This window comes from Streptomyces sp. NPDC059895, from assembly GCF_042731035.1.
Taxonomy (GTDB): domain Bacteria; phylum Actinomycetota; class Actinomycetes; order Streptomycetales; family Streptomycetaceae; genus Streptomyces.
Genome location: NZ_JBHWKO010000002.1, coordinates 133,344 through 155,860 on the forward strand (window position 1 = coordinate 133,344; position 22,517 = coordinate 155,860).

Sequence of the window (22,517 nt, forward strand, 5' to 3'; positions counted from 1 at the left end):
AACGTTGGATTATGGGCAGGGGTGGACACGTGTCGCAGGCGAACCGGACGGTGGCGCCTGACGCGCCCGCGCGCGGGAACCGGCTGCCCCTCGGCGGGCTGCTGATGTTCTCCGGCGGCTCACTGGCCATGGGGGCCTGGGTCACCGTGCCGGGCCTGCTGCTGCTCTACTTCCTCACCGACGTTCTGGCAGTCGCCCCTGCCCTGGCCGGGCTGGTGCTGCTGCTGCCGAAGATCGCTGACGTGCTGCTCCACCCGTGGGTGGGCCGGCTCTCCGACGCCGACCTGGCCCGCCGCGGCCACCGGCGCCGGCTGATGGCCGCCGCCTGCGCTCTGCCGGTCGCCTTCGCCCTGCTCTTCGCACCACCAGGCGGCACCACCGGTCCGGCCGCGGCGGCCTGGGTGGCCGTCGCCTGCGTCTGCGGCAACCTGCTCTTCGCCCTCTACCAGGTGCCCTACCTCGCCGCCCCGGCCGACCTCGGCATCGGCTACGCCGAGCGCACCCGCCTGATGGGCTTCCGGATGGTGGTGCTCACCGCGGGCATCCTGGTCTGCGGCCTGGTCGCGCCGCTGATCACCGGGCACGACGACCCCACCCGCGGGGGCTATGTGCGGATGGGCGTGATGCTCGGCCTCGGCATGCTGGCCACGATGGCACTGGGCATCCACGGCGTACGCCGCCTCACCGCCGCGGTGCCCGCACCGGTCCCGGCTGCCCGCCTCGGCGGCCTCGGCGCCCTGCGTACCGCGCTGCGCGACCGCCAGTTCCGACTGCTCACCGGCTCGTACCTGGCCATGTCCACCACCAGCCACCTGGTGCTTGCCGCCGTGCCCTACTACGCCGAGTACGAACTCGGCCGCCCCCGGCTCACCACTGTCCTGGTCGCCGCCTTCGTGGCGCCGGCCGTGGTCGCCACCCCGGCCTGGGTCGCCGCCGCACGCCGCTTCGGCAAGCAGCCGCTGCTCCTCGTCGCACAGGGGGTCTTCACGCTCGGCTCCCTGGCCCTCGCCGTCGGGCGGCCGCTCGGACTGCCCGCGTTGGTCGGCGCGGTGGCGGTGCTGGGTATCGCCTTCGCGGCGATGCAACTGCTGCCCTTCTCGATGATGCCGGACGTGATCGAGGCGAACGGAGCCACCTCCACGGCCGGCGCCTACACCGGGGTCTGGACCGCGGCCGAGGCGACCGGCGCTGCGCTCGGCCCCTACCTCTACGCCGGACTGCTCGCCCTCAGCGGCTTTGCCGCCAGCACGGCCGGCCAGACGGTGACCCAGCCCGGCACCGCCCTCACCGCCCTGCGCCTGGGCTTCGGACTGCTGCCGGCGGCCCTGATGCTGCTCGCCCTCCTCATCCAGCGCGGCTACACCCTCGACCGTCGCCTGCGCGCAGCGGAGGCCTCGCGACGCCTGGTCAGCGACGCCTCGTGACGCCTGGTCAGCGACGCCTCGTGACCACCTGCGGCCCGGGCGGCGTGGCCTTTCCGACATCGCATCGGAGGCCCGGTCGACAGCCGTGTCGCCGTCCGTGCGGTCAGGCGAGGGGGTAGGCCACGATGCTGTGGGTGGTGGCCGGGCTCTCCTCGGTCGTGTAGTAGTGGCTGGCCCGTCCGTCGAAGCGGGCGCTGTCACCGGCGTGCAGGTGGTACGGGAGGTCGTCGACGATCAGCGTCACACGGCCGGAGACCACCATCACGTACTCGACCGACCCGGCACCGTGCGAGCTGAGCTGACTGTGCGCATGGGGATGCAGACGGGAGCGGTAGACCTCGAACCGGCCGTGGCCGTACGCCGCGAACAGCAGGTTCACGGCGGACTCCCCCTCGGGCTCGGCGAGTTCCGCGGCGCGCAGGATCTCCGGCCGGCGCAGGGAGCGGCGCAGCAGTTCGGCCGGGTCGGTCTCCAGCACGCCGGCGATGCGGGTGACGACGTCCAGCGTCGGGTTGGCCTCGCCGCGCTCGATCTGCGACAGCAGGCCCTTGCTGACGCCCGTGGCCGCGGACAGCTCGCGCAGGCTCCAACCCCGGGCGAGACGGCTGCGGTTGAGGTTCACCGACAGGGCGTCGCGGACGGAGCTCTCGCCGGCCGGGGGGCGTGGGACGCGCGGCGCGGCGGACGGGTCCTCCGGCTGGGCTGGGACGGCGGGGGTGGACGGCACCCTTCCTCCTCGGCGGCTCGGTCGGCGGAACGTGACTGGTCGTCGTTCGGGCACATGCTCGCTGGTCGGCGTCAGTCTAGGCGCTGCTACCGGGACCGGCGTGCGCGCCGGCGGGGACGGCGTCGAGCATCCGCCGGGTCCAGGCGTGCCGGGGCCGGTCCAGCACGTCGGACACCGATCCGTGCTCCACCAGCTCACCCCGGTACATCACGGCCACCTCGTCGGCGATCTGCCGCACCACGCCCAGGTCGTGGGTGATGAACAGGACGGCGAAACCCTCCGCGCGCTGTCTGTCGGCCAGCAGGTCCAGCAGTTGGGCCTGCACCGACACGTCCAGCGCGGCGACCGCCTCGTCGCAGATCAGCAGCCGGGGCCGGGCCGCCAACGCACGGGCCAGAGCGACCCGTTGGCGTTCACCGCCGGAGAGCCCGCCCGGTCGACGGGCGGCGTACGCGGGGTCCAGGCCCACCTGGGTCAGCAGTTCCTCCGCACGGGCCCGCAGCCGCCGCCGGCGATCGCCGCGCGGGGCGTCCGCGTCCCGGCCCGCGGCGGCCAGCGCCTCCGTGAGCGTGGCGCCCACGGTGCGCAGCGGGTTGAGCGAGGAGTAGGGGTCCTGGAAGACGATCTGCGCCTCGTCGGCGAGCCGGGACCGCTCCGCGCCCGTGGGCAGCCGTCCGGGCGCGAGGGCGACCTCGCCCACCTCGACCCGGCCCTCGTCGAACCGTTCCAGACCGACGGCGATGCGGGCCAGCGTGGTCTTGCCGGACCCGGACTCCCCGACGAGCGCGGTGATCCGGCCCCGGGGCACGGTCAGCGACACGTCCCGCACCGCCGGGTGGCTCCCGCCGTCCCCGCGGAAGGTGCGGTGCACGCCCGTCACGCGCAGCGCCGCCGGCCCGTCAGCCGGTCCGGGACCGTGCGGCGCCGACGCGGGCGGGACAGCCGTGGCGAGCGCCGTACCGATCTCCGCCAGGCGCACGCACGCGGACAGCCTCCCCTCCGCGGCCGGTGCGCCACCGGGCCGCGGGGGCCGCAGCCGTACGGGGCCGGTGCGGCACTCGGCAGCGGTGTGGGCGCAGCGGCCGGCGAACGGGCAGCCGGTACCGCGGGCACCCGGCGGGGGCACGGAACCGGGCACCGTGGGCAGCCGCTCGTAGCGGGTGCGCACCGACGGCTCGGCGGCGAGCAGCGCCGCGGTGTACGGATGCAGGGGCCGGTGCCGCAGCTCGGCCGCGGCACCCTCCTCCAGCACCGAGCCCGCGTACAGCACGTACACCCGGTCGCAGGTGGAGAACGCGACGGAGAGGTCGTGGGTGATCAGCAGCAGGCCCATGCCGCGCCGGCGTTGCAGCCCCCGCAGCAGGTCCAGGACGGCGCGTTGGCTGGCCGCGTCCAGCGCGGTCGTGGGCTCGTCGGCGATGAGCAGGTCCGGGTCGCCGGCCAGCGCCGCCGCGGCGGCGACCCGCTGCCGCATGCCGCCGGACAGCTCGTGCGGGTACCGGTCGGCGACGCCCGGCTCCAGACCCACCTCGGACAGCCGGCGGACGACCTCGGCGCGTACGGCCGGGCGCCGGGCCCGGCGGCCGCGGGCGGCGGCCAGGACCGGCAGGTCCGCCCGCAGCCCGTCGGCGATCTGCCGGCCGCAGGTGAGTTGTGGATGGAGCATCGTGAACGGGTCCTGCATGAGCAGCGTGACGCGCCGTCCGCGCAGCGCGTGCCGGGCGGCCGGTGCCAGCCCCAGCACCCCCTGGCCGGCCAGCCGGACACTGCCGTCGGTGACACTCACGCCGTCGGGCAGCAGCCCCGCGACGGCCCGTACCGCCAGGGACTTGCCGCTGCCGGACTCGCCCACCACGCCCACGCACTCCCCGGGCGCCACGGACAGGCCGATCCCGTCCAGGACCGTCGCGGGCTCGGCCCCGGCGCGCCGCGCGACGACGCGCAGCCCGGTGACGTCCAGCAGGGGGACGGCGTTCCGCCCGGCGGCGGGAGCGGTGTCGGGTGCGTCGGACATCAGGACCTCCGGTCGGAGCGGGCCTCGAACAGCCGGTCACCGAGCAGGTTGAGCACCACCGCGGAGACGACGACCGCGACGGCGGGGGCGAGGGCGGCCGACGGGTTGTCGTACAGCAGCGTGCGGTTCTCGGCGAGCATCCGGCCCCAGTCGGGCGCCCCGGGCGGCACGCCCAGGCCCAGGAAGGACAACGAGGACAGGGCGACGACGGCACCGGCGAAGTTGAGCATGGTGTTGGCCACGGCGACCGGCAGCACGTTGGGCCAGATGTGCCGGGCCATCACCGTCACCTGCGGCAGGCCGAGGGTGCGGGCGGCCTCCACGTAGGCGCGGTGGCGCTGTTCCAGGACCGCCGAGCGGACCAGTCGGATGTCTCCGGGCGAGGTCAGCACCACGAGCACGCCGACGGCGAGCGCGTAGCCCCCGCCGCCGACACCGGCCACCACGATGGTCACCAGCAGCGCGGGCAGGGCCAGCAGCAGGTCGGCCCAGCGGCGCACCACGGCGTCGGTGAGGCCGCCCAGGTAGCCGGCCGCCAGGCCCAGCACGTTCCCGATCAGCATGGAGCCCAGCGCGACGAGCGCGGCCCCCAGGAGGGTGCCGCGGGCACCGGCCACCACCATCTGGAGGATGTCGCGGCCGAGTGCGTCGGTGCCCAGCGGATGGCCACCGCCGGGCATGGCCGCGCCGGTCATCAGGTCCTGCCGGCCCCAGTCGGGGAACACCCACTGGCCGGCGACGGCGGCGACGAGCAGCAGCAGTCCGACCACCGAGCACACCGAGGTCAGGACCCGGGAGCCGCGCCGGGTGGTCCTGGTGTTCATGCCTGTCCCTTCGAGGTGCGCAGCCTGGGGTCGGCGAGGGGGTGGGTGAGGTCGGTGACGAGGTTGGCCAGGCAGACCAGCGCCGCGATGAGCAGTGCCTCGGCCTGCACCACGGGTACGTCCTTGAAGGTGACCGACTGCACCAGGAGCTGCCCCAGCCCGGGCAGCGCGAAGACCTGCTCGACCATGACGGTGCCGGCCAGCAGGTAGGCCAGGACGAGGCCGATGCCGGTGGTGACCGGGACGACGGCGCCGCGCAGCACGTAGCGCAGCAGGACGGTGCGGGTGGGCACGCCCCGGGCGAGGGCGAAGGTGACGTGCTCCCGGCCCAGTTCGCGCACCACCGCGGCCCGGGTGAGCTTGAGCAGGACGGCGGTGACGGCCAGGCCGAGGGTGATCCCGGGCAGCACCAGGTGCGCCAGCCGGTCCGTGCCGCCGGTGCCGGGGCCGTAGGCGGGCAGCCAGCCCAGCATCAGGGAGAAGACGTAGATGAGGACCAGCCCGCCGGCGAAGGCGGGGGTGGACAGGGCGAGCACGCCGAGGCCCTGCACGGCGCGGTCCACGGCGCTGCGGGCCCGCAGACCCGCGAGGACGCCCAGCGGCAGACCGAGCAGCAGGGCAACGGCGAACCCGGCCAGGACCAGCTCCGCGGTGAGCGCGAGCCGGTCGCCGAGCGCGGCCGAGACGGCCTCGCCGGTACGGATGGAGGTACCCAGGTCGCCGTGGAGCGCGTCGGCCAGCCACCGCCCGTACTGCACCGCGACGGGGTCGTCGAGGTGATGGGCGGCACGCACCGAGGCCAGCGCCTCGGGGGTGGCGCCGCGGGTGCCCAGCAGGGTGCGGGCGGGGTCGCCGGGGGCGAGCCGGAGCAGCGCGAACACCGCGACGGACAGGACGAACAGCAGTCCGAGGGTGCCGGCCAGCCGGCGCAGCACGAGGCGGGCGGGCAGCGCGGCGCGCAGCCGGGCGTGCCAGGCGGGCGCGGCGGCCGGGGCTTCGGGCCGGCTCGGGGCGGTCACGGTGTGTCCTTCGGGCAGGCGTCCGCGGACTTCGGACCAGCACCAGCGGACTCTGAACCAGCATCCGCGGACTTCGGGCCGGCATCCGCGGACTCTGAACCAGCATCCGCGGACTTCGGGCCGGCATCCGCGGATCTCGGACCAGCACTCGCGGACCGGGCGGTCCGGGGGACGACGACGTGCCGTGCGAGCCAGGCCTCGGCGCGGACGGCCGCGTCCAGCAGGTGGCCGGGGTCGGTGAACTCGTGGCCCTCGCCGGGATAGACGTGCAGTTCGACGGGGGCGGTCGCCCGCCGGGCCAGCGCCCGGTACAGCTCGTGCGCCTGCCCGGCGGGCGTCACGCGGTCCCGCTCGCCGTGCAGGATCAGCGTGGGCGTGCCGGCTCCGCCGGCCGCGAAGACGGGGGAGCGGTCGATCAGCGCGGACCGTCCGGCGGCGGTGTCCGGATCGCCGATGTCGTACGTGCGCTCGTATCCGCCGCCGATCACGGAGGTGTGGGCGAAGCTGAGCCAGTCTGCGGGCGCGGAGACCACCACCGCGGCGCGGAAGACGTCGGTGCGGGCGGCGGCCAGGGCGGCGAGCCAGCCGCCGTAGCTGTGGCCGAGCACCGCGGCCCGGCCGGGCAGGGCCGCGCCCGCGGCGGTGAGGTGCGTGACGCCGGTGAGGACGTCGTCGAGGTCTCCGTCGCCGAAGGCGCCGATCACGGCCCGGGCGTGGTCGAGGCCGTAGCCGCTGCTGCCGCGCGGGTTGGGCAGCAGCACCAGCCAGCCGGCCGCGGCCAGCGCGGGGCCCACGCCCAGCACGTCGGCCGGCGCGTACCCGGCCGACCACAGCCAGGACGGGCCGCCGTGCAGGACGACGGCCAGCGGACGCGGCCCCGGCCGGGTGCCGTTCCCGTCGGTGGGCGCGGGGACGTCCGGGGCGTCCAGCAGGAGGCCGTGTACGGGACGGCCGTCGGACGCGGTCCACGTGGTCTGCCGGGTGCGGACCCGGGCCAGGTCGCCGAAGCCCCGTTCGCCGCGCGCGGCGGCCGGGTCGGGGGCGGTGACGGGGCGCCAGGACCAGGCGTGCGGCCCGGTCGTCGGTGCCACCACGGCCCGGGGTGGCGACCCGGGGGCCTCCCTCACGGTCGCGGCGGTCCGGCCGTCGGCGCTGAGCGTGAGGACGGGCTGGAACGCCGCTCCGGTGAGCCAGGCCTGCTCCTCCCGCACCACGGTCACCGCGGCCCCGCCGGGCGCGGCGCCGTCGAGGCGGACCTCGGCGATCCGGGTGCCGGTGCCGCGCGGCCCGGCCGTGAGCAGGCGCGCGGGATCGTCCGGGTCGGGCAGCAGCCAGGTGACGTCCTCGGCGGCCGCCTGGGTCGTCACCGTGCCGTCCGCGAGATCGGCCAGCAGGGGGCGCCCGGCCACGATGGAGATGCCCTCGGCGACGGCCGCACGCCGTCCGTCGGCGCTGAGCGCGGGTGCCGCGAGCTGCCCGCGGGGCTGGTGGAGGGTGACGGCGCTGCCGTCCGCGAGGTCGATACGGGCCAGCCGGGCGTGGTAGTAGCCCGCGGGCAGGGTTTCCTCGGAGACGGTGGCGACGGCCGTCCGGCCGCCGCGCCAGGCCGCGTTCCAGACGGTCAGCCCGTGCGGCCCGGCGTCCCGCAGTGCGATCCGTTCCGCCGCGGCCTGGCCGGTGAGGGCGTCGGGGGACGGGAGCAGCCCGTGCAGCAGGCGGCGCCGCCCGCTGCCGGGCCGGAACGACTCGGGGGCGGGATCCGGTCCCAGCCGGACGGGCAGCCCCAGGGTCATGCCGTCGCGCTCGGCGCCGTCGTCCGCCGTCAGCAGCAGCACCTCGGTGCCGTCGTCGGAGACCAGCAGGTCCTCGACGGCGCCCGGGACGGACGCCAGGGTGCTCCGGGCGCCGGTGAGGGTGTCCCAGGCGGTGAGCAGCGGCGGCCCGGGGCGGTCCGGTTCGGCGATCAGCAGCACCGTCCGGGAGTCCGGAAGCCAGCGCGGGGTGTGGCGGGCCGGCGCGCCGGGACGGGGCGGCTCCGCGGCCTCCTGGTCCGGGTCCGCGGGGACGACGAGGACGTCGGTGCCCCGGGGACCCGAGACGGTGACCGCCACCTGGTGACCGTCCGGGCTGATCCTGGCTTCCGACGGCCCGCACAGGTCCGACATCGCCTCCCGGACCCGGCGGACCGTCGCGGCGGGGTCAGGGGGACGGGCGGTGGTGGTGGGCATGCGGGTTCCGTTCATCAGGTCGTCGGGGGGCGGGTGGGTGCCGGGCCGCGGGGGGAGCGGCCCGGCACCCGGTCTCAGGAGGCGGCCTTCTTCAGCCGCGCCGCCCACGGGCCGATCAGGGCGAACGCGCCGGGCTGCTCCAGCACGAGGTCCTGGGAGAGGGCCGTGGCCGTCTGCGCCCACCACAGCGGCAGGTACGGCAGGTCGGCCGCGGCTGTGCGGACGGCGGTCAGCAGGTGCTTGCCGCGTTCGGTCCGGTCGGTCGTCGTGCGGGCGTCGGCCAGGGCGCCGTCGACGGTCGCGTTGTCGTAGTGCGCCAGGTTCGTCGCGGTGGCCGAGCTGTCCAGATAGGCGTTGGTCAGCTCGGACGGATCACCGGTGACCGGGAAGTACCACAGGAACTGCAGGGGCTTCTTGCCAGGGACGAGGTCGGCGATCCACTGCTCCAGTGTCACCTCCTTGACGTCGAGCGTGATGCCCAGCTTCTTCAGGGAGGCGGCCAGGGCCAGCGCCGCCTTGCCGAGCTGGGGGCCGCTGCTCGGGTAGGTCAGGGAGAGGGAGATGCCGTCCGGGTGCGCCGACTTCGTCAGCTCCGCCTTCGCCTTGTCCAGGTCGAAGGCGTAGTCGGGCAGGGCGTCGTAGGCGCTCTTCACCTCGGCGTCGGAGAGCAGGTCGCCCCACATCTCCGGCGAGACCAGGGTGCCCGCGACGTCCGCCTTGCCGTGCAGGAGGCCGTCGGTCATGCCGGTCCGGTCGGCGGCGTACGCGAAGGCGCGGCGGACGTGGACGTCGTCGAAGGGGGCCTGGGCGGTGTCGAAGGCCAGGGCGACCACCGAACGGTCGCCGGTGTAGGTGACCTGGGCGGCCGACTCCCAGGTGCGGGCCTCGTCGGAGGGCAGGTCCAGGGCCCCGTCGACGGACCCCGACTTCATGGCGACCAGCCGGGTCCCGGCGTCGGGGATGAAGGACAGCGTCAGCGAGCGCAGTGACGGCTTGTCGCCCCACCAGGCGTCGTTGCGTTCCAGCCGCACGTGGTCGTCGGCGGCGAAAGCCGTGACCTTGTAGGGACCGGAGCCCAGCAGCAGCGTCTCGGGGGTGCCCACGGAGCCCTTGTGCCGGCTGAGGAACGCCTTGCTGCTGATCAGCAGGGAGCCGGGCGTCGGGGTCCAGGCGAAGGCGGCGTCGGGCTCCTTGAGCCGGACGGTGATCTCGCGGGCCCCCGTGGCCTTGACGGAGGCGACGCCGGCCCAGGCGTAGGCGAGGGTGCTCGACCCGTCGCGGGCGGCCTCTATCGAGGCGAGCACGTCGTCGGTGGTGAGGGCGGCGCCGTCGGAGAACCGGGCGCCGCGGCGCAGGGTGTACACGTACGTCTTCGCGTCGGGCTGCTTCCAGGACTCGGCCAGGCCGGGCTGGAGCTGTCCGGTGGGGCTGATCGAGAGCAGGGACTCCTGCACCAGGGACGCCACGACGTAGTTGAGGATGCCCGACTCGCGGCTGACGTCCAGGGTGGAGATGGAGGAGGGCAGCGCCAGGGTGAGGGTGTCGATCGGGGTATCGGTGCCCTGGGCCGGAGTGGTCGCGCCGTCGCCGCCCGTGCCGTCCCTCGGCTGAGGCGAACACGCGGAGAGGATCGCCGAGGCGGCGAGCACACCGACACCCGCTCCCGTCGCGCGCAGGAATGTGCGTCGACCGAAGTGTCCGTTCAGCTCCGAATGCACGGGAACCACCTATCTGATGCACGCCATAGCGTCCACTGAGAATGTCCAACTGGGCACGGAAGCTATACGTAAAGCTTTGAGGGTGTCAAAGGAGGTCTATGTGCGGTCTCACGGTCGGGGGTCGGGTGTCGGTGGCGGGTGTCGTTATCGGTAGCCGGTGGTGGGTGCCGGTGGTGGGTGCCGGGGGTGAGACTCGGTGGTGATGGCCGGGGGTGGGTCATGTCCCTTGCGGTGGCGCAGCTGAGCTGCCGCGCGGTGCCGGGCAGGCACCGCGCGGCATCAGGGCCTCCCGCCAGGTACCAGCCGTCGGCGGCGATGCCGGAGGTAGCGGCCATGGTGGCGGCTGCGGGCGCGATGACGGATTGCGGGACCCGCTGGGGAACCGCATCGCGGGCGGCCCGGCGCTCAGGCTTCCGCCGTGCGGACGGGGCACTGCGCCGGCGTGGTGCCGCACGCCTGGCTGGTGAGACTCCGCGGGACGCCTGGCTGGTGAGACTCCGAGGGCTGAACGCTACCCGTGAGGCACCGCTCCAGCAGGCTGTGAGCCGCGACGCGGGCGCGTCGTCCTGCCTGTGCTGTCCGGACGTCGGGACACGGACGGCGGAGGTGTGCGGGTCAGACCGACTGGCGGACGACGACCTGCGCGGGCGGCGGGCGGAGGCCTTCGGTGGCGAGTCCCAGGGCGAGGCGGGCGCTGAGCCGGCCGTGGGCTTCGGCGTCGACGTTGACCGTGGTCAGCGCGGGAGTGGTGTACGCGCCGTAGCCGTTGTCGTCGAAGCCGATGACCGCCACGTCGTCCGGCACCCGGCGACCCAGGTCGCACACGGCCCGGAGCACGCGCAGCGCGACATCGTCGTTGAATCCGGCGATCGCGGTCACCTCGGGCGCCCGGGTGAGGAACGCCTCGACGGCCTCGGCGCAGGCCGAGCGCTCGAGCGGGGTGACGAACGAGTCCGGGACGGGAACGCCCAGGTTCCGCGCGGCGTGCCCGGTGAACTTCAGGCGGGCCGCGGCGAGCGGGGACTCGGTGTCGGGCAGGCCCATGGCGATACGGGTGTGGCCGTGCTCGACCAGATGACGCAGCTGCAGTGCGGAGTGGGCGGCGAGGCCGTCGCGCCAGCCCCCGCCGAGGTCGTCCAGTTCCCGGCCGGTGAGGTAGGTCTCGCCGAAACGGATGACCGCGCGGGGCGCGATGGCGTCCAGGACCTGCTGGGTGGACTGCGGAGTGTGGTGGCCGTGCCGGACGAGCAGGACGTGATCGTGCGCGGCCAGTTCCGCGTCGAGTCCGTGCACGTAGCTGCGGGAGTACTTGCCCTCCATGCCCGCCTCGATGTTCAGCACGACGACGCGGGACGAGCCCTCGCGCAGCGCCCTCGCCACCCCGTGCGGTACGTAGCCGAGGTCACGGGCGGCCTGCCTGACCCGGTCCCGGGTCGCCGCCGAGATGGTCTGGCGGGGATCGTCGTTGAGGACGAAGCTCACGGTGGCGCGGGAAACACCGCTGGCCGCCGCCACGTCGTTCAGCGTGACTCTTCCGGAACTGCCCATCACCCCTGCTCCGATGCGTTGTCGCCCCTCCTCGGGGACGGCGCACCGCCATTCTAGGGATCCGCCGGACACCGGTGCGCCCGCCACCGCCCCGCCGACCTCCTGCCGCAGCCGCTCCCCGCCGCCCGGCGGTGGCGTTTTCCGAGTTCGCGGCTGCCTGTCGTGTCGGATTCGGTCCCGGGAGCGCACCTGGCTCGCCCCGCTCGCCGTACGGACTCCATAGTTCCCGAGTCGTACGACCGACGGTGGCCCGTCCACCGCCGCGAAGGAGTCCTGAGTGAGTGCAGCAGTGGTGGAACGACGCCGTGACCGGCGTTCAGCGACCCTGGCCATGGCCTGTCTGGGGGTGTTCGTCGGGTACTTCCCGGTGACGACGGTCTCCGTGAGCCTTCCGGTGATCCAGAAGGCCCTCGACGCGTCGACCGCGGATCTGTCGTGGGTGTCCGACGCGTTCGTGCTGCCGGTGGCCGCGCTGATCCTGACCGCCGGGGTCTTCGGTGACGTTCACGGGCGCAAGAGGGTCTTCCAGGCCGGTCTCGGCTTCTGCGTGGTGGGCGCCGCGGTCGCCCTGTCCGCCCGGTCCATCGCCCAGGTGTGGATCGGACAGGCCCTGCTCGGGGCGGGCGCCGCCGCGTTGCTGCCCATGACCCTGGCGCTCATCAGCCACGCCGTTCCGGATCCGCGTGAGCGGGGCAGGTACATCGGTCTGTGGACGACGTCGATGATGGGTTCCCTGGCCGTCGGCCCGCTCATCGCCGGTGTCGTCGTCGAGCACTTCGCCTGGCGCTGGATCTACTTGCTGCCCATCCCGTTGTCGCTTCTGACGATGGTGATCGCGGCCTTCGTACTCAAGGAGTCCACGTCCCAGGTCGAGCGGAAGCTGGACTGGCCGGGTCAGATCACCGCCGCCGTCGCGATCGTGGCCCTGGTCTACGGTGTCATCGAGGGTGGGGCCACGTCCTTCGCCGACGTCCGGGTCCTCGTCGCCCTGGCCGTCGCGGTCTGCTCCGGCGCGGCGTTCGTGGTGTTCGAGCGGCGCTGCCCGAGCCCGATGCTCGATCTGACGCTGTTCCGCAGTGCCGCGTTCACCGGCTCCGCACTGGTCGTCATGATCAGCTTCCTCGGTCTGATCGGCTTCTTCTTCGTCCTCAGCCTGTATCTGGGCATGGTGCAGCAGCTCAGTACCCTGGAGGCCGGCCTGCGGCTGCTGATGGTCACCGTGCCGCCGATGGTCCTGGGGACGGCCGTGGGGCGGCTGATGCGGTACCTGTCGCCGCGTGTGCTGATCGCCGGCGGTCTGGTCATCACGGCCGCGGCCCTCTTCGCGCTGACGAACGTCGGCACCGACACGTCCTTCGCTTCGCTGGCCTGGCGCCTGGCTCTGCTGGGCCTCGGGCTCGGACTGGCCTTCCCCTGCATCACCGCGACCGCCGTCTCCTCGGTCCCGCACCACCGAGCGGGCATGGCGGCGGCGGGCAACAACGCCTTCCGTCAGGTCGGCGGCGCCCTCGGCCCCGCCATCCTGGGCGCACTGCTGACCGGCAGGGCGGCCGACACGCTGCCGGACCACCTCGCGGCCGCCGGGCTGCCGGGCTCGACCAGTGGCGAGGTCCTGGAAGCCGTGGACGCCGATGGCCTCGGAGCCGTCGCCGGCCTGCCGCTGGGCCAGGCCACCGGACCGGCTCTGAACGCTCTGTCGCAGTCCTTCCTGGACGGACTCCAGTGGTGCCTGGTGGTGTCGGGCGTCGTCATGCTGTTCGGCGCCGCGGTGGCGGCCTTGCTTCTGCGGCCCGCCCAGGGCGGCTCCGCCGCTCCGGTCGCCTCGGGCAGCACGGCGGGAGCCGGCGCGTTGGGAGCCCGCACGGCGGGAGCCGGCACGGCCGGAGCCCCTACGGCCGGAGTCGGCACGGCGGGAGCCGGCACGGCCGGAGCCCCTACGGCCGGAGTCGGCACGGCGGGAGTCCGCACGGCCGGAACCGGGCACGGCAGACCCGCCCCCACCGCCGCAACCGATCCCCATCAGCACCCCTAGCACCCGGTCTCCACGGACTCGCGCAAGGCCGCACGCCGGGCGCCCGTGGATCGTCGCCCCGCGGGAGCGGAGCAGCGGGGCGATGCCGGGCCCACCCGTGGGGACGGGGCGGGCTCCGGCCGCGCACGTCCCCGGCCCCCGCCATGGGGGGCCGGGGCACAGCCACGCGTGTCGAACCGCTCGCGACGGACAACCCGGCTCCGTGGGACTCTCCGCAGCAGAACAACCGCGTGACCCTGGGAGACAGCCCCGTGTACCAGCCCGACGCACTCGACCTGCGCCTGCTGCAGGCCCTGCAACTGGACGGCCGTGCGCCCTTCAGCCGGATCGCCGACGTCCTGGGCGTCTCCGACCAGACCATCGCCCGCCGCTACCGGCGGCTGCGCACCGAGGCCCGGCTCAAGGTGCTCGGTACGGCCGACCACAGCAGGCTGGGACGCACCAACTGGATCGTCCGGCTGCGTTGCAACCCCGACGCGGCGGAGCCGTTGGCGGACGCTCTGGCCCGCCGTCCCGACACCTCGTACATCGGGTTGATGTCCGGCGGCACCGAGGTGATGTGCGCGATGAAGCCACGCAACCAGCAGGATCGTGACGAACTGCTCCTGGACCGGCTCCCCCGCACCCGCCGCGTCACCTCGGTGGGCGCCTACTGCGTCCTGCACCACTTCTACGGCGGACCGCTCGGCTGGCTCCACAAGATCGACGCGCTGGACCCGGCGCAGGAAGCGGCTCTGCGGCCGGCCCCGCCCGAGACAGCGGCGGAGGCGGTCGTCCTGGACGCGCTCGACGAGAAGCTGCTGGAACTGCTGCGCCAGGACGGGCGTACGACAGCGATCGACCTCGCGTCGGCGACCGGGCAGACGGAGTCCGTGATCAAGCGGCGCGTCCGAGCACTCCGCAGGGCAGGGGTGCTCTATTTCGACATCGAGTACGACCACGAGCCGTTCGGACACGGCACCGAAGCGGTGCTCTGGTTGCGGGTGGAACCGAACCGCCTGCGCTCGACCGGTCAGGCCCTCGCCGGCCACCGCGAAGTCCGCTTCGCGGCCGTCGTCAGCGGCGAGGCCAACGTCGTGGTCTCGGTGCTCTGCCGCACCACGGCGGAACTGTTCACCTACCTGGCCGATCGGGTCGGCTCGATACAGGGCGTAAGAGCCGTCGAAACGGTGCCCACCCTCCGGCAGGTGAAGACCCTCACGTACGCCCCTCGGCGGCACTGAGACCTGACCGGGAACCGGCCCGGTCGGGCCGACCCGCACCCGTCACCGCACGCGAGGTGACCCGTTCCCATCGCGCGCCAGCCGCCTCCGACGCTGGAGGCGACGAAAAGACATCCGCCGGGCTAGAACGATTTAGTAATCCGTTGTAACGTGTCCGCCATCTCGATTCAGCTTTCCAGCGCGCGGGCCGGCGGCCCGCGGGCGGAGGAGGTCTCTCCCGCCGTGATCGACACAGTCCCCTTCGTCGGCGCGCGGCCGTCACCCGGTCCGCTCGACGGACTCCCGCGGCCCGGCCGGTGCCTGGTGATGGGCATCCTCAACGTGACCCCGGACTCGTTCTCCGACGGTGGCCGGTACGCCGACACCGGGCGGGCGGTCCGCCACGGCCTGCGGATGGCCCGGGAGGGCGCCGACCTCGTCGATGTCGGCGGGGAGTCCACCAGGCCGGGAGCCGAGCCCACTCCGGTGGACGAGGAGCTGTCCCGGGTCGTGCCCGTGGTGCGCGAGCTGGTGCGCGAAGGTGTGGCCGTCAGCGTGGACACCATGCACGCCGAAGTCGCCCATGCCGCGGTGAAGGCCGGTGCGTGCCTGGTCAACGATGTCAGCGGTGGTCTGGCCGACTCCGACATGGCGGCGACCGTGGCCGCGGCCGAGGTTCCCTACGTCGTCACGCACTGGCGCGCTCCCAGCCGCGAGATGGAGCACTACGCCCTCTATCGCGATGTCGTCGGCGAGGTCACCTCCGAACTGCTGGCCCGCGTGGACAGCCTCACCGCGTCCGGCGTGGACCCCGGGCGCGTCATCCTCGATCCCGGCCTCGGCTTCGCCAAGCGTGCCGACCACGACTGGCAACTGCTGTCCCGCCTGGACGCCTTGAGCTCGGCGGGCTTCCCGCTGCTCGTGGGCGCGTCCAGGAAGCGCTTCATCGGGGCCGCCCTGAGCGGCTGGGCAGGCGGCGCCTGCGCGCCGGACGCGAGGGACGCCGCGACAGCGGCCGTCTCCGCGCTCGCGGCGGCCGCAGGGGTCATGTGTGTGCGGGTGCACGATGTCCGCTCCAGCCTTCACGCGGTGTGCATGGCCGCGGCCTGGGTCAGCCGCGTCCCGGCGCCCCGTGACCCGCGAGCCGCGGCGGGCGTCACGCGCGTCTCGCCAGGACGAGCCCCTTCTGCTAGCGTGCGCTAGATCGTTTTAGCCCCAGACAGCCCCAGACAGCCCCAGACAGCCCCAGACAGCCCCAGACAGCCCCAGATTGCTTCAGCTTCAGATCGTTGTAGTGCCCGGGTGGTCAATGACGTTTCAGCGCCCGAGTGATCGATGACGTCTCAGCACCCGGGCTGATCGATGATCCGCCCCCACTGGGCCGCACGAGAACCGCAGTGAACTAGATCGATCTAGTTTTTGAGGCGTCGCTTGAACACCGCTTGAAAGAAGGAGTCGCATGACAGCCCCCAGCCTTCAGGACGGCATCGACGAGGCCGGCTCGCCCATCGGCCTGCTGTGGCAGCCGGGTGCCGAGCCGTGGACGCCCGAGGTCGTGGACCGCGAGTTCGTCGGCTGGCGCGCCGAGCAGCGCGCCTGGCACGAGGGCGTGGCGCTCCTCGACCTCTCGCACCACATGTTCGACATGTGGATCGAGGGCCCGGACGCCACCCGCGTGCTGGCCGAGTACGGTGCGAACAACTTCGAGGCGTTCGCGATCGGCCAGGCCAAGCAGTACGTCCCGGTGACCCGGCACGGCCACATCGTCACCGACGGCATCCTCTCCCGGGAGGCCGGGAACGCCTACGTGCTCAGCGGTGTCCCCGCCTCCCAGCACTGGGTGCGGTACCACGCGGAGAAGGCCGGCTACGACGTCTCCTTCACCACCGACCCGTCCTCCGCCTTCCGTCCCGGTGGCGGCGACCCGAAGCTGTTCCGCTATCAGATCCAGGGGCCGCTGGCACTGGAACTGATCGGGAAGGTCTTCGGCGGCCCGGTCCCGGAGACGAAGTTCTTCCACTCCACGCCGGTCACCCTGGACGGCCGCGCCTTCAAGGCCCTGCGCCACGGTATGGCCGGTCAGGCCGGTTACGAGTTCATCGGCCCCTGGGAGCACGCCGCGTACGTCCATGAGGCGTTCCTCGAGGCGGGTGAGCCGCTGGGCCTGGTGCAGGTCGGCGCGCTGGCCTACGCGACACCGAGCGTGGAGAGCGGCTGGATCCCCTCGCCGGTCCCCGGCATCTACAGCGACCCCGAGCTGGCCGAGTACCGTGCCTGGCTGCCGCTGTTCGGTATCGAGGGCAAGCGCCCGCTGCACGGCAGCTACTTCTCCGAGGACATCGAGGACTACTACGTCTCCCCCTACGAGCTGGGCTACGGCAAGCTGATCCACTTCGGCCACGACTTCCACGGCCGTGACGCCCTGCTCAAGGCGAAGGACGAGCCCCGCCGCACCAAGGCCACCCTGGTGTTCGACATCGATGACGTGCGCCGGGTGATCGGCGGGGGCGAGGACCCCGGCTTCGTCCTCACCTACGCCCGCCACCGGGTGGAGACCTCGGCCGGTCTGGTCGGCACCACCATGCAGACCGCGTCGATCGACCCGGTCGGCACCGTCCTGGCGCAGACGCTGATCGACTCCGCTCACGCGGAGCCCGGCACCGAGGTGACCGTGGTCTGGGGTGAACACCCCGGACTCGGTACCGACCCCGAGGCCGACCTCGGGTTCCCGCGCATCCGCGCCACCGTCCAGCCGAGCCCCTTCGACCGGCACGCCCGCACCGAGTACCGCCGCAACGCGTAACCCGCCGGCGGACCCCGGCTGCCCGGCCGGCCACCCCGAGCCGGGCGGCCGGGCGGAGCTCGGCGCCGGCCGCTTCGGCGGGGGAGCGTGCGGTCACCAGCTTCCGGCCGACCGTCCGACCCCTCCCTCTCTTCCCTTTCCAAGGGGCAAGAGCCCGCCGCGACAGCGCTCGGGCCACGCGCCCCGCGGCCCGCCCTCCTCTGTCGAACAGGAGCACGATGAACCCCCTCAGCACAGCCCGGACGGCGGTGAGTACCTCGCTGCTGGAGGACTTCTCCCTGGAGATGACCGGCAAGGACGTCCCGAGACTGGAAGAGGCCGGCGAACTCATCCCGCAGGGCACCCGGATCAACGTCACCTTCCTCGGCAACGAGAACCTGCGGATGCGGCTGGAGGCGTCTCGCGCGGTCAAGCGCCTCGGCTTCGTGCCGGTGCCGCACATCTCCGCCCGCCGCCTCGGCTCGCGGGCCGAGTTCGAGGAGTTCCTCGCCGCCCTCCAGACGGACGGCACCAGCGACAACGTCTTCACCGTCGGCGGCGACCCCGCCAAGCCGGAAGGCCCCTACGAGGACTCCCTCGCGCTGATCGAGACGGGCCTGCTCCAGGAGCACGGCGTCCGGCACGTCGGTATCAGCGGCTACCCCGAGGGCCACCCCGGCATCACCGGGGACGTGCTGTGGTCCGCGCTGCGGGACAAGTCCGCGGCCATCGCCGCGCAGCAGCTCGAAGGCAGCGTCATCACCCAGTTCGGCTTCGACGTGGACCCGGTTCTCTCCTGGATCGAGAAGGTGCGCGAGCAGGGCATCGGTCTCCCCGTGCGGATCGGCGTCCCCGGCCCGGCCGGCGTACGCCGGCTGATGTCCTACGCCGCCCGCTTCGGTGTGGGCACCAGCGCGTCCATCGCCAAGAAGTACGGACTGTCGATCACCAACCTCATGGGCACCGCCGGTCCCGACACGTTCCTGCGCGCTCTGGCCGAGGGCTACGACCCGGCCCGCCACGGCGACATCAAGATCCACTTCTATACGTTCGGCGGCCTGCGCGCCACGTCCGAGTGGATCGCCCAGTTCAGGAAGGACAACCTCGTATGACCGCCACCCAGGCCGCACCGGTTCCCGCCGCCAGGAAGGCCCAGGGGCCGGCGCACCAGGCCTCGCTGATCGTGCAGGGCGCCGACGCCACCGGCATCGTCGCGGCCGTCACCTCCGTCCTCGGCCGGCACGGCGCCAACATCGTCTCCCTCGACCAGTACTCGGACAATCCGCAGGGCGGCGCCTTCTTCCAGCGCACCGTCTTCGGCCTGGACGGCCTCCAGGCCGCCCTGCCCGCGCTGCGCGCCGACCTCGACGAGGAACTGGTGAAGAAGTACGGGCTCACTTACATCCTGCGCGACCTGTCGGTGCCGAAGCGGGTCGCGATCTTCGCCTCCAAGTCCGACCACTGCCTGCTCGACCTGCTCTGGCGCCACCGGCAGGGCCAACTCCCGGTCAGCATCGCCATGGTGATCTCCAACCACCCCGACACCGCGGAGGAGGTGCGCGGCTTCGGCATCCCCTTCTTCCACGTCCCGTCCATGGGGGCGGACAAGTCGGCCGCGGAGGCCGAGCACCTCAAGCTGCTGAAGGACAACGTCGACTTCGTGGTCCTGGCCCGATACATGCAGATCCTCTCCGCCGGCTTCATCGAGAAGGTCGGGGTGCCGATCATCAACATCCACCACTCCTTCCTGCCCGCCTTCATCGGCGCCGGCCCGTACGCCAAGGCCAAGGAACGCGGGGTGAAGCTGGTGGGCGCGACCGCGCACTACGTGACCGAGGACCTCGACGAGGGCCCGATCATCGAGCAGGACGTGGTGCGCGTCAGCCACGCCGACACCGCGGCCGACCTCACCCGCCGCGGCGCCGACGTCGAACGCGCCGTCCTCTCCCGCGCCGTTCTCTGGCACGCCGAGGACCGCGTCATCCGCAACGGCAACCACACCATCGTCTTCGCCTGACCGGCACATCCTCCGCCCCACCCCACGCACCCGAACGCACCCGACAGGGAAACCGCCCGGCACAGGGACCGGTGGTCTCGTCGTGCGCCGGATCCCCGGGGCGGCGCAGGGCGTGGACGGCGCGCACCCGGCGCGCCGTCCCCACCCGGTCGCGGCACCGCCGCGCCGGTTCCCTCCGGCGCCGCCGCCCCTGTTCCCTCCGGCGCCGTACAGCCGGGCCCGCGCACGGCCCCGGTACGCGGTCCATTTCACCGGGTGGATCGTCACCAGCGGAAAGCGGTTCGCCGGCATGACAACCACGATCGACGGAGCACGGATCGCCCGGAGCATCCGGGCCAGGGTGGCCGCACGAGTCGCCGAGGCCGCGGGCACCGGCCGCGTGCCCGGACTCGCGAGACGACTCCCGTGGTTCGGACACGAACGCCGGACCACGAGGGCGGCTCGCCCCCACGGACGTGCCCGGTCCCACGCGTTCCACGTCGGCCGCCACCACGTCACCGCTGCCCGTACCAGTGCCTGCCCCCGACGCGGAGCGAGGCCGACGACCACCCTCGGCACAAGCCCGGACCAGTGACCAAGCCGACGGGGGACACGCCCAAAGGACATCGTGGACCGGCCGAACGCTATGACGGTGCCGCCTTCCCGTCCGCCGGGGACGCTCCGGTACGTGCCCCCGGCTCCCGGGTTCCGCGACGCCCGGGCAGGACGCGCGATGGCGCCATGTCGAAACCCACCGCCGCACCGCCTCCGGGCCGGGTTCGCGCGAACACGGTGCCGCCGTGCGTGCGGGCGACGTCCCGGACGATGGCGAGGCCGAGCCCGGAGCCGGGCAGGGAACGCGCGGTGTCAGCTCGGTAGAACCGGTCGAACACGCGGCCCCGGTCGGTGTCGGCGATGCCCGGTCCGCGGTCGCTGACGGTGACCGTCCCCCGTTCGACGCGCACCTCGATCGGCTCGCTGTCGTCCGGGGTGAACTTGGCGGCGTTCTCCAGGAGGTTGTCCACCGCCCGTTCGAGTGCCTGGGGGCGGCCGAGGACCGGGCGGTCGTCGGCTTCGATGTGGACAAGCCGGCCGGTACGCCGGTACGCACGCTGTGCGGCCCGCCGGGCCACCACTGCCAGGTCGACGGGCTCCTCGGTCTCGTCGCGACCGCCGGCCAGGGCCAGTTCGACGAGTTCGTCGACCAGCCGGCCGAGCTCGCGGGTCTCCCCCTGGACGTCGTCCAGGAGCCGTTCGCGGGTGTGCGGGGGGAGGTCGGCGATGTGGCGCAGGACTGTGGCGTTGGTGAGCAGGCTGGTCAGCGGGGTCCGCAGTTCGTGGGCGGCGTCCTGCACCAGTCTCTCCTGGGCCTCCCGGGCGGCGGTGAGCCGGGCCAGCATCCGGCGGAACGAAGCGGTCAGCCGGCTCACCTCGTCGCGCCTGTCCGCCGGACCCCCATCGTCGATGTCGGTCCGGTCATGGGCACCGACCTCCTCGGCGGCCTCGGTCAGGAGTATCAGGCGCCGGGTGATGCGCCCCGCGACCAGCAGGCCCGTGCCCGCCGCGACGAGGGTGACGGCGAGACTGACACCGGTGATCTCCAAGGCCATGCCGCGCAGCACGCGATGGGTCTGGTCGACCTCGACGGCTGTCTGCAGAGCCCCGCGCTCCTCGCCCAGCGCGGTGGTCAGCACGCGGTAGGTGGTGTCGCTCACGACGACCTCGGTGGTGAACGACTCTCCCGCCGTCCCGGTCGCGGCGAGGGCGCGGGCGGCGTCCGGCACCGGCAGGGTGACCGGCGGGCCACCGAGGCGGGTGCTCGTGCCGTCGGGGGCCACGGCCCGTACGACCGGTCGGCGCTCCTCCTCGTCGCCCGGTCCCGGCAGATCCGCCCCGGGGAACAGGTCGGGGCTCTGGGTGAGCGCCTCGGCGACGGCCGCCGCCTGTGTCCCCGCGCCCGCCACGGCCGTGGTCTGGGACCGCAGGCTCCGGTCGGTCTCCGCGAGGACGCGGTCCCGGACGGCGTCGTAGCTCAGCACCCCGACCAACGCCGCCACCACGGCGCCGACCGTGGCGAAGGCCAGCGCGAACCGCGAGCGCAGACTCATGGCCGCCGTACCGCGTAGCCGACAGCGCGCACCGTGTGGATCAGGGCGGGTGCCCCCGCGTCGGCGAGTTTGCGCCGCAGGTAGCCGATGTAACCCGCCAGGTTCTTGACGTCCACGGCGGCGTCGGACCCCCAGACCTGCCGGTACAGCACCGCGTGGTCCAGGACCAGGCCCTCGTTGCGTACGAGCAGCTCCAGCAGGTCGAACTCGGTTCTGGTGAGGGCCAGTTCGGTCTCGCCCCACCGGGCGAGCCGGGCGGCCGGGACGATCCGCAGCGACGCGATCCGCAGCACCTCCTCGGGCCGGTCCGGCTCCTGGGCCTTTGGTGCGGAGCCCGGTGCCAGCGCGGCCCGGCGCAGCAACGCCCGGATGCGCGCGAGGAGCTCGGGGACCTCGAACGGCTTGGGAAGGTAGTCGTCGGCGCCCGCGTCCAGACTGGCGACCCGGTCCGCGAGGCCGGAGCGGGCGGTGAGCATCAGTACCGGAGTGCGGTCACCGGCGGCGCGCAGCACGCGGCACACGGCCACGCCGTCGACGTGCGGCATCGCCACGTCGACGACCAGCACACCGAAGGAGTCCTGCCCGGCCCGGGCCAGCGCCTGCACCCCGTCGGCGACGGTGACGGCCTCGTACCCCGCCAGCTCCAGCGCCCGGGCGAGCGCCTCGCGTACCGCACGGTCGTCGTCGGCGACGAGGACCCGCCGCGACTCGTCCGGCCGGCAGCTCGTCGTCCTGGCCATCGTCCGGCCTGATATCTGCGCCATGTGTGTACTCCTCACCATGAACCCCCTGACGGCTCCGGAGACCTCGGGCGCCCCTTGACTCGGTTCTCATCCGCTTCCCGACTTGTTCCGGACGGTTTCTCAGTGCTCCCTCCCAGCATGGGCATCTGACC

16 protein-coding genes are annotated in these 22,517 nt (G+C 73.5%); 7 read left to right on the top strand and 9 right to left on the bottom strand.

All coding sequences use genetic code 11. From position 1 onward, the window contains the following. Window positions 1–29: 29 nt before the first annotated feature. Window positions 30–1,424, top strand: coding sequence for an MFS transporter (locus ACFV9M_RS02590; RefSeq protein WP_385064856.1), 1,395 nt, complete (start codon window positions 30–32; stop codon window positions 1,422–1,424). Window positions 1,425–1,527: 103 nt separating this feature from the next. Here the strand turns inward: ACFV9M_RS02590 and ACFV9M_RS02595 are convergent, their stop codons facing one another. From ACFV9M_RS02595 to ACFV9M_RS02625, 7 genes are all read right to left on the bottom strand, one after another. Beyond that, complete coding sequence (locus ACFV9M_RS02595; RefSeq protein WP_385064859.1) at window positions 1,528–2,151, bottom strand: helix-turn-helix domain-containing protein; 624 nt, start codon at window positions 2,149–2,151, stop codon at window positions 1,528–1,530. Window positions 2,152–2,227: 76 nt separating this feature from the next. After that, complete coding sequence (locus tag ACFV9M_RS02600) at window positions 2,228–4,165, bottom strand: dipeptide ABC transporter ATP-binding protein (RefSeq protein WP_385064862.1); 1,938 nt, start codon at window positions 4,163–4,165, stop codon at window positions 2,228–2,230. Beyond that, window positions 4,165–4,989, bottom strand: coding sequence for an ABC transporter permease (locus ACFV9M_RS02605; protein ID WP_385064865.1), 825 nt, complete (start codon window positions 4,987–4,989; stop codon window positions 4,165–4,167). Before ACFV9M_RS02605 ends, ACFV9M_RS02600 begins: the two co-directional genes overlap by 1 nt. Next, window positions 4,986–6,008 carry an ABC transporter permease gene (locus ACFV9M_RS02610; protein WP_385064868.1) on the bottom strand — a complete coding sequence of 341 codons (1,023 nt, stop codon included), beginning with the start codon at window positions 6,006–6,008 and terminating at the stop codon, window positions 4,986–4,988. Before ACFV9M_RS02610 ends, ACFV9M_RS02605 begins: the two co-directional genes overlap by 4 nt. Beyond that, window positions 6,005–8,236 carry an alpha/beta fold hydrolase gene (locus ACFV9M_RS02615; RefSeq protein WP_385064871.1) on the bottom strand — a complete coding sequence of 744 codons (2,232 nt, stop codon included), beginning with the start codon at window positions 8,234–8,236 and terminating at the stop codon, window positions 6,005–6,007. The genes ACFV9M_RS02610 and ACFV9M_RS02615 overlap by 4 nt, the downstream gene beginning before the upstream one ends. Before the next feature lie 74 nt (window positions 8,237–8,310). Continuing rightward, window positions 8,311–9,954, bottom strand: a complete 1,644-nt coding sequence (locus tag ACFV9M_RS02620) for an ABC transporter substrate-binding protein (protein WP_385064874.1) — start codon at window positions 9,952–9,954, stop codon at window positions 8,311–8,313. A 615-nt stretch (window positions 9,955–10,569) separates the two neighbouring features. Beyond that, window positions 10,570–11,469 carry a LacI family DNA-binding transcriptional regulator gene (locus ACFV9M_RS02625; protein ID WP_385064876.1) on the bottom strand — a complete coding sequence of 300 codons (900 nt, stop codon included), beginning with the start codon at window positions 11,467–11,469 and terminating at the stop codon, window positions 10,570–10,572. A gap of 364 nt (window positions 11,470–11,833) precedes the next feature. Between ACFV9M_RS02625 and ACFV9M_RS02630 the strand changes: the two genes are divergently transcribed. The 6 genes from ACFV9M_RS02630 (at window position 11,834) to purU (ending at window position 19,535) form a co-directional block, all read left to right on the top strand. Continuing rightward, on the top strand, window positions 11,834–13,534 hold the full coding sequence (locus ACFV9M_RS02630) for an MFS transporter (RefSeq protein WP_385065016.1): 1,701 nt from the start codon (window positions 11,834–11,836) through the stop codon (window positions 13,532–13,534). A 230-nt stretch (window positions 13,535–13,764) separates the two neighbouring features. After that, window positions 13,765–14,757, top strand: a complete 993-nt coding sequence (locus ACFV9M_RS02635; RefSeq protein ID WP_385064879.1) for an Lrp/AsnC family transcriptional regulator — start codon at window positions 13,765–13,767, stop codon at window positions 14,755–14,757. 306 nt (window positions 14,758–15,063) lie between these two features. Then, window positions 15,064–15,939, top strand: coding sequence for a dihydropteroate synthase (gene folP / locus ACFV9M_RS02640; RefSeq protein ID WP_385065018.1), 876 nt, complete (start codon window positions 15,064–15,066; stop codon window positions 15,937–15,939). 256 nt (window positions 15,940–16,195) lie between these two features. Further along, window positions 16,196–17,539: an aminomethyl transferase family protein gene (locus tag ACFV9M_RS02645; RefSeq protein WP_385064881.1), complete on the top strand. Its 1,344-nt coding sequence runs from the start codon at window positions 16,196–16,198 to the stop codon at window positions 17,537–17,539. A 218-nt stretch (window positions 17,540–17,757) separates the two neighbouring features. Then, window positions 17,758–18,630, top strand: coding sequence for a methylenetetrahydrofolate reductase (locus tag ACFV9M_RS02650; protein WP_385064884.1), 873 nt, complete (start codon window positions 17,758–17,760; stop codon window positions 18,628–18,630). Beyond that, window positions 18,627–19,535, top strand: a complete 909-nt coding sequence (gene purU, locus ACFV9M_RS02655) for a formyltetrahydrofolate deformylase (protein ID WP_385064886.1) — start codon at window positions 18,627–18,629, stop codon at window positions 19,533–19,535. The genes ACFV9M_RS02650 and purU overlap by 4 nt, the downstream gene beginning before the upstream one ends. Window positions 19,536–20,158: 623 nt before the next feature. On the opposite strand, the gene ACFV9M_RS02660 is transcribed toward purU, so the two are convergent. Next, on the bottom strand, window positions 20,159–21,622 hold the full coding sequence (locus ACFV9M_RS02660; protein ID WP_385064888.1) for an ATP-binding protein: 1,464 nt from the start codon (window positions 21,620–21,622) through the stop codon (window positions 20,159–20,161). Continuing rightward, the gene (locus ACFV9M_RS02665) at window positions 21,619–22,362 is read right to left on the bottom strand and encodes a response regulator transcription factor (protein ID WP_385065020.1); all 744 of its coding nucleotides are present in this window, start codon (window positions 22,360–22,362) and stop codon (window positions 21,619–21,621) included. Before ACFV9M_RS02665 ends, ACFV9M_RS02660 begins: the two co-directional genes overlap by 4 nt. Window positions 22,363–22,517: the final 155 nt, after the last annotated feature.

What these genes read in the sequence shown, in the direction of transcription:
- ACFV9M_RS02645 (WP_385064881.1), top strand. Translation starts at nt 16,196, where the DNA reads ATGACAGCCCCCAGCCTTCAGGACGGCATCGACGAGGCCGGCTCGCCC.
- ACFV9M_RS02660 (WP_385064888.1), bottom strand. Translation starts at nt 21,622, where the DNA reads ATGAGTCTGCGCTCGCGGTTCGCGCTGGCCTTCGCCACGGTCGGCGCC.
- purU (WP_385064886.1), top strand. Translation starts at nt 18,627, where the DNA reads ATGACCGCCACCCAGGCCGCACCGGTTCCCGCCGCCAGGAAGGCCCAG.
- ACFV9M_RS02650 (WP_385064884.1), top strand. Translation starts at nt 17,758, where the DNA reads ATGAACCCCCTCAGCACAGCCCGGACGGCGGTGAGTACCTCGCTGCTG.
- ACFV9M_RS02630 (WP_385065016.1), top strand. Translation starts at nt 11,834, where the DNA reads ATGGCCTGTCTGGGGGTGTTCGTCGGGTACTTCCCGGTGACGACGGTC.
- ACFV9M_RS02665 (WP_385065020.1), bottom strand. Translation starts at nt 22,362, where the DNA reads ATGGCCAGGACGACGAGCTGCCGGCCGGACGAGTCGCGGCGGGTCCTC.
- ACFV9M_RS02615 (WP_385064871.1), bottom strand. Translation starts at nt 8,236, where the DNA reads ATGCCCACCACCACCGCCCGTCCCCCTGACCCCGCCGCGACGGTCCGC.
- ACFV9M_RS02600 (WP_385064862.1), bottom strand. Translation starts at nt 4,165, where the DNA reads ATGTCCGACGCACCCGACACCGCTCCCGCCGCCGGGCGGAACGCCGTC.
- ACFV9M_RS02605 (WP_385064865.1), bottom strand. Translation starts at nt 4,989, where the DNA reads ATGAACACCAGGACCACCCGGCGCGGCTCCCGGGTCCTGACCTCGGTG.
- folP (WP_385065018.1), top strand. Translation starts at nt 15,064, where the DNA reads ATGGGCATCCTCAACGTGACCCCGGACTCGTTCTCCGACGGTGGCCGG.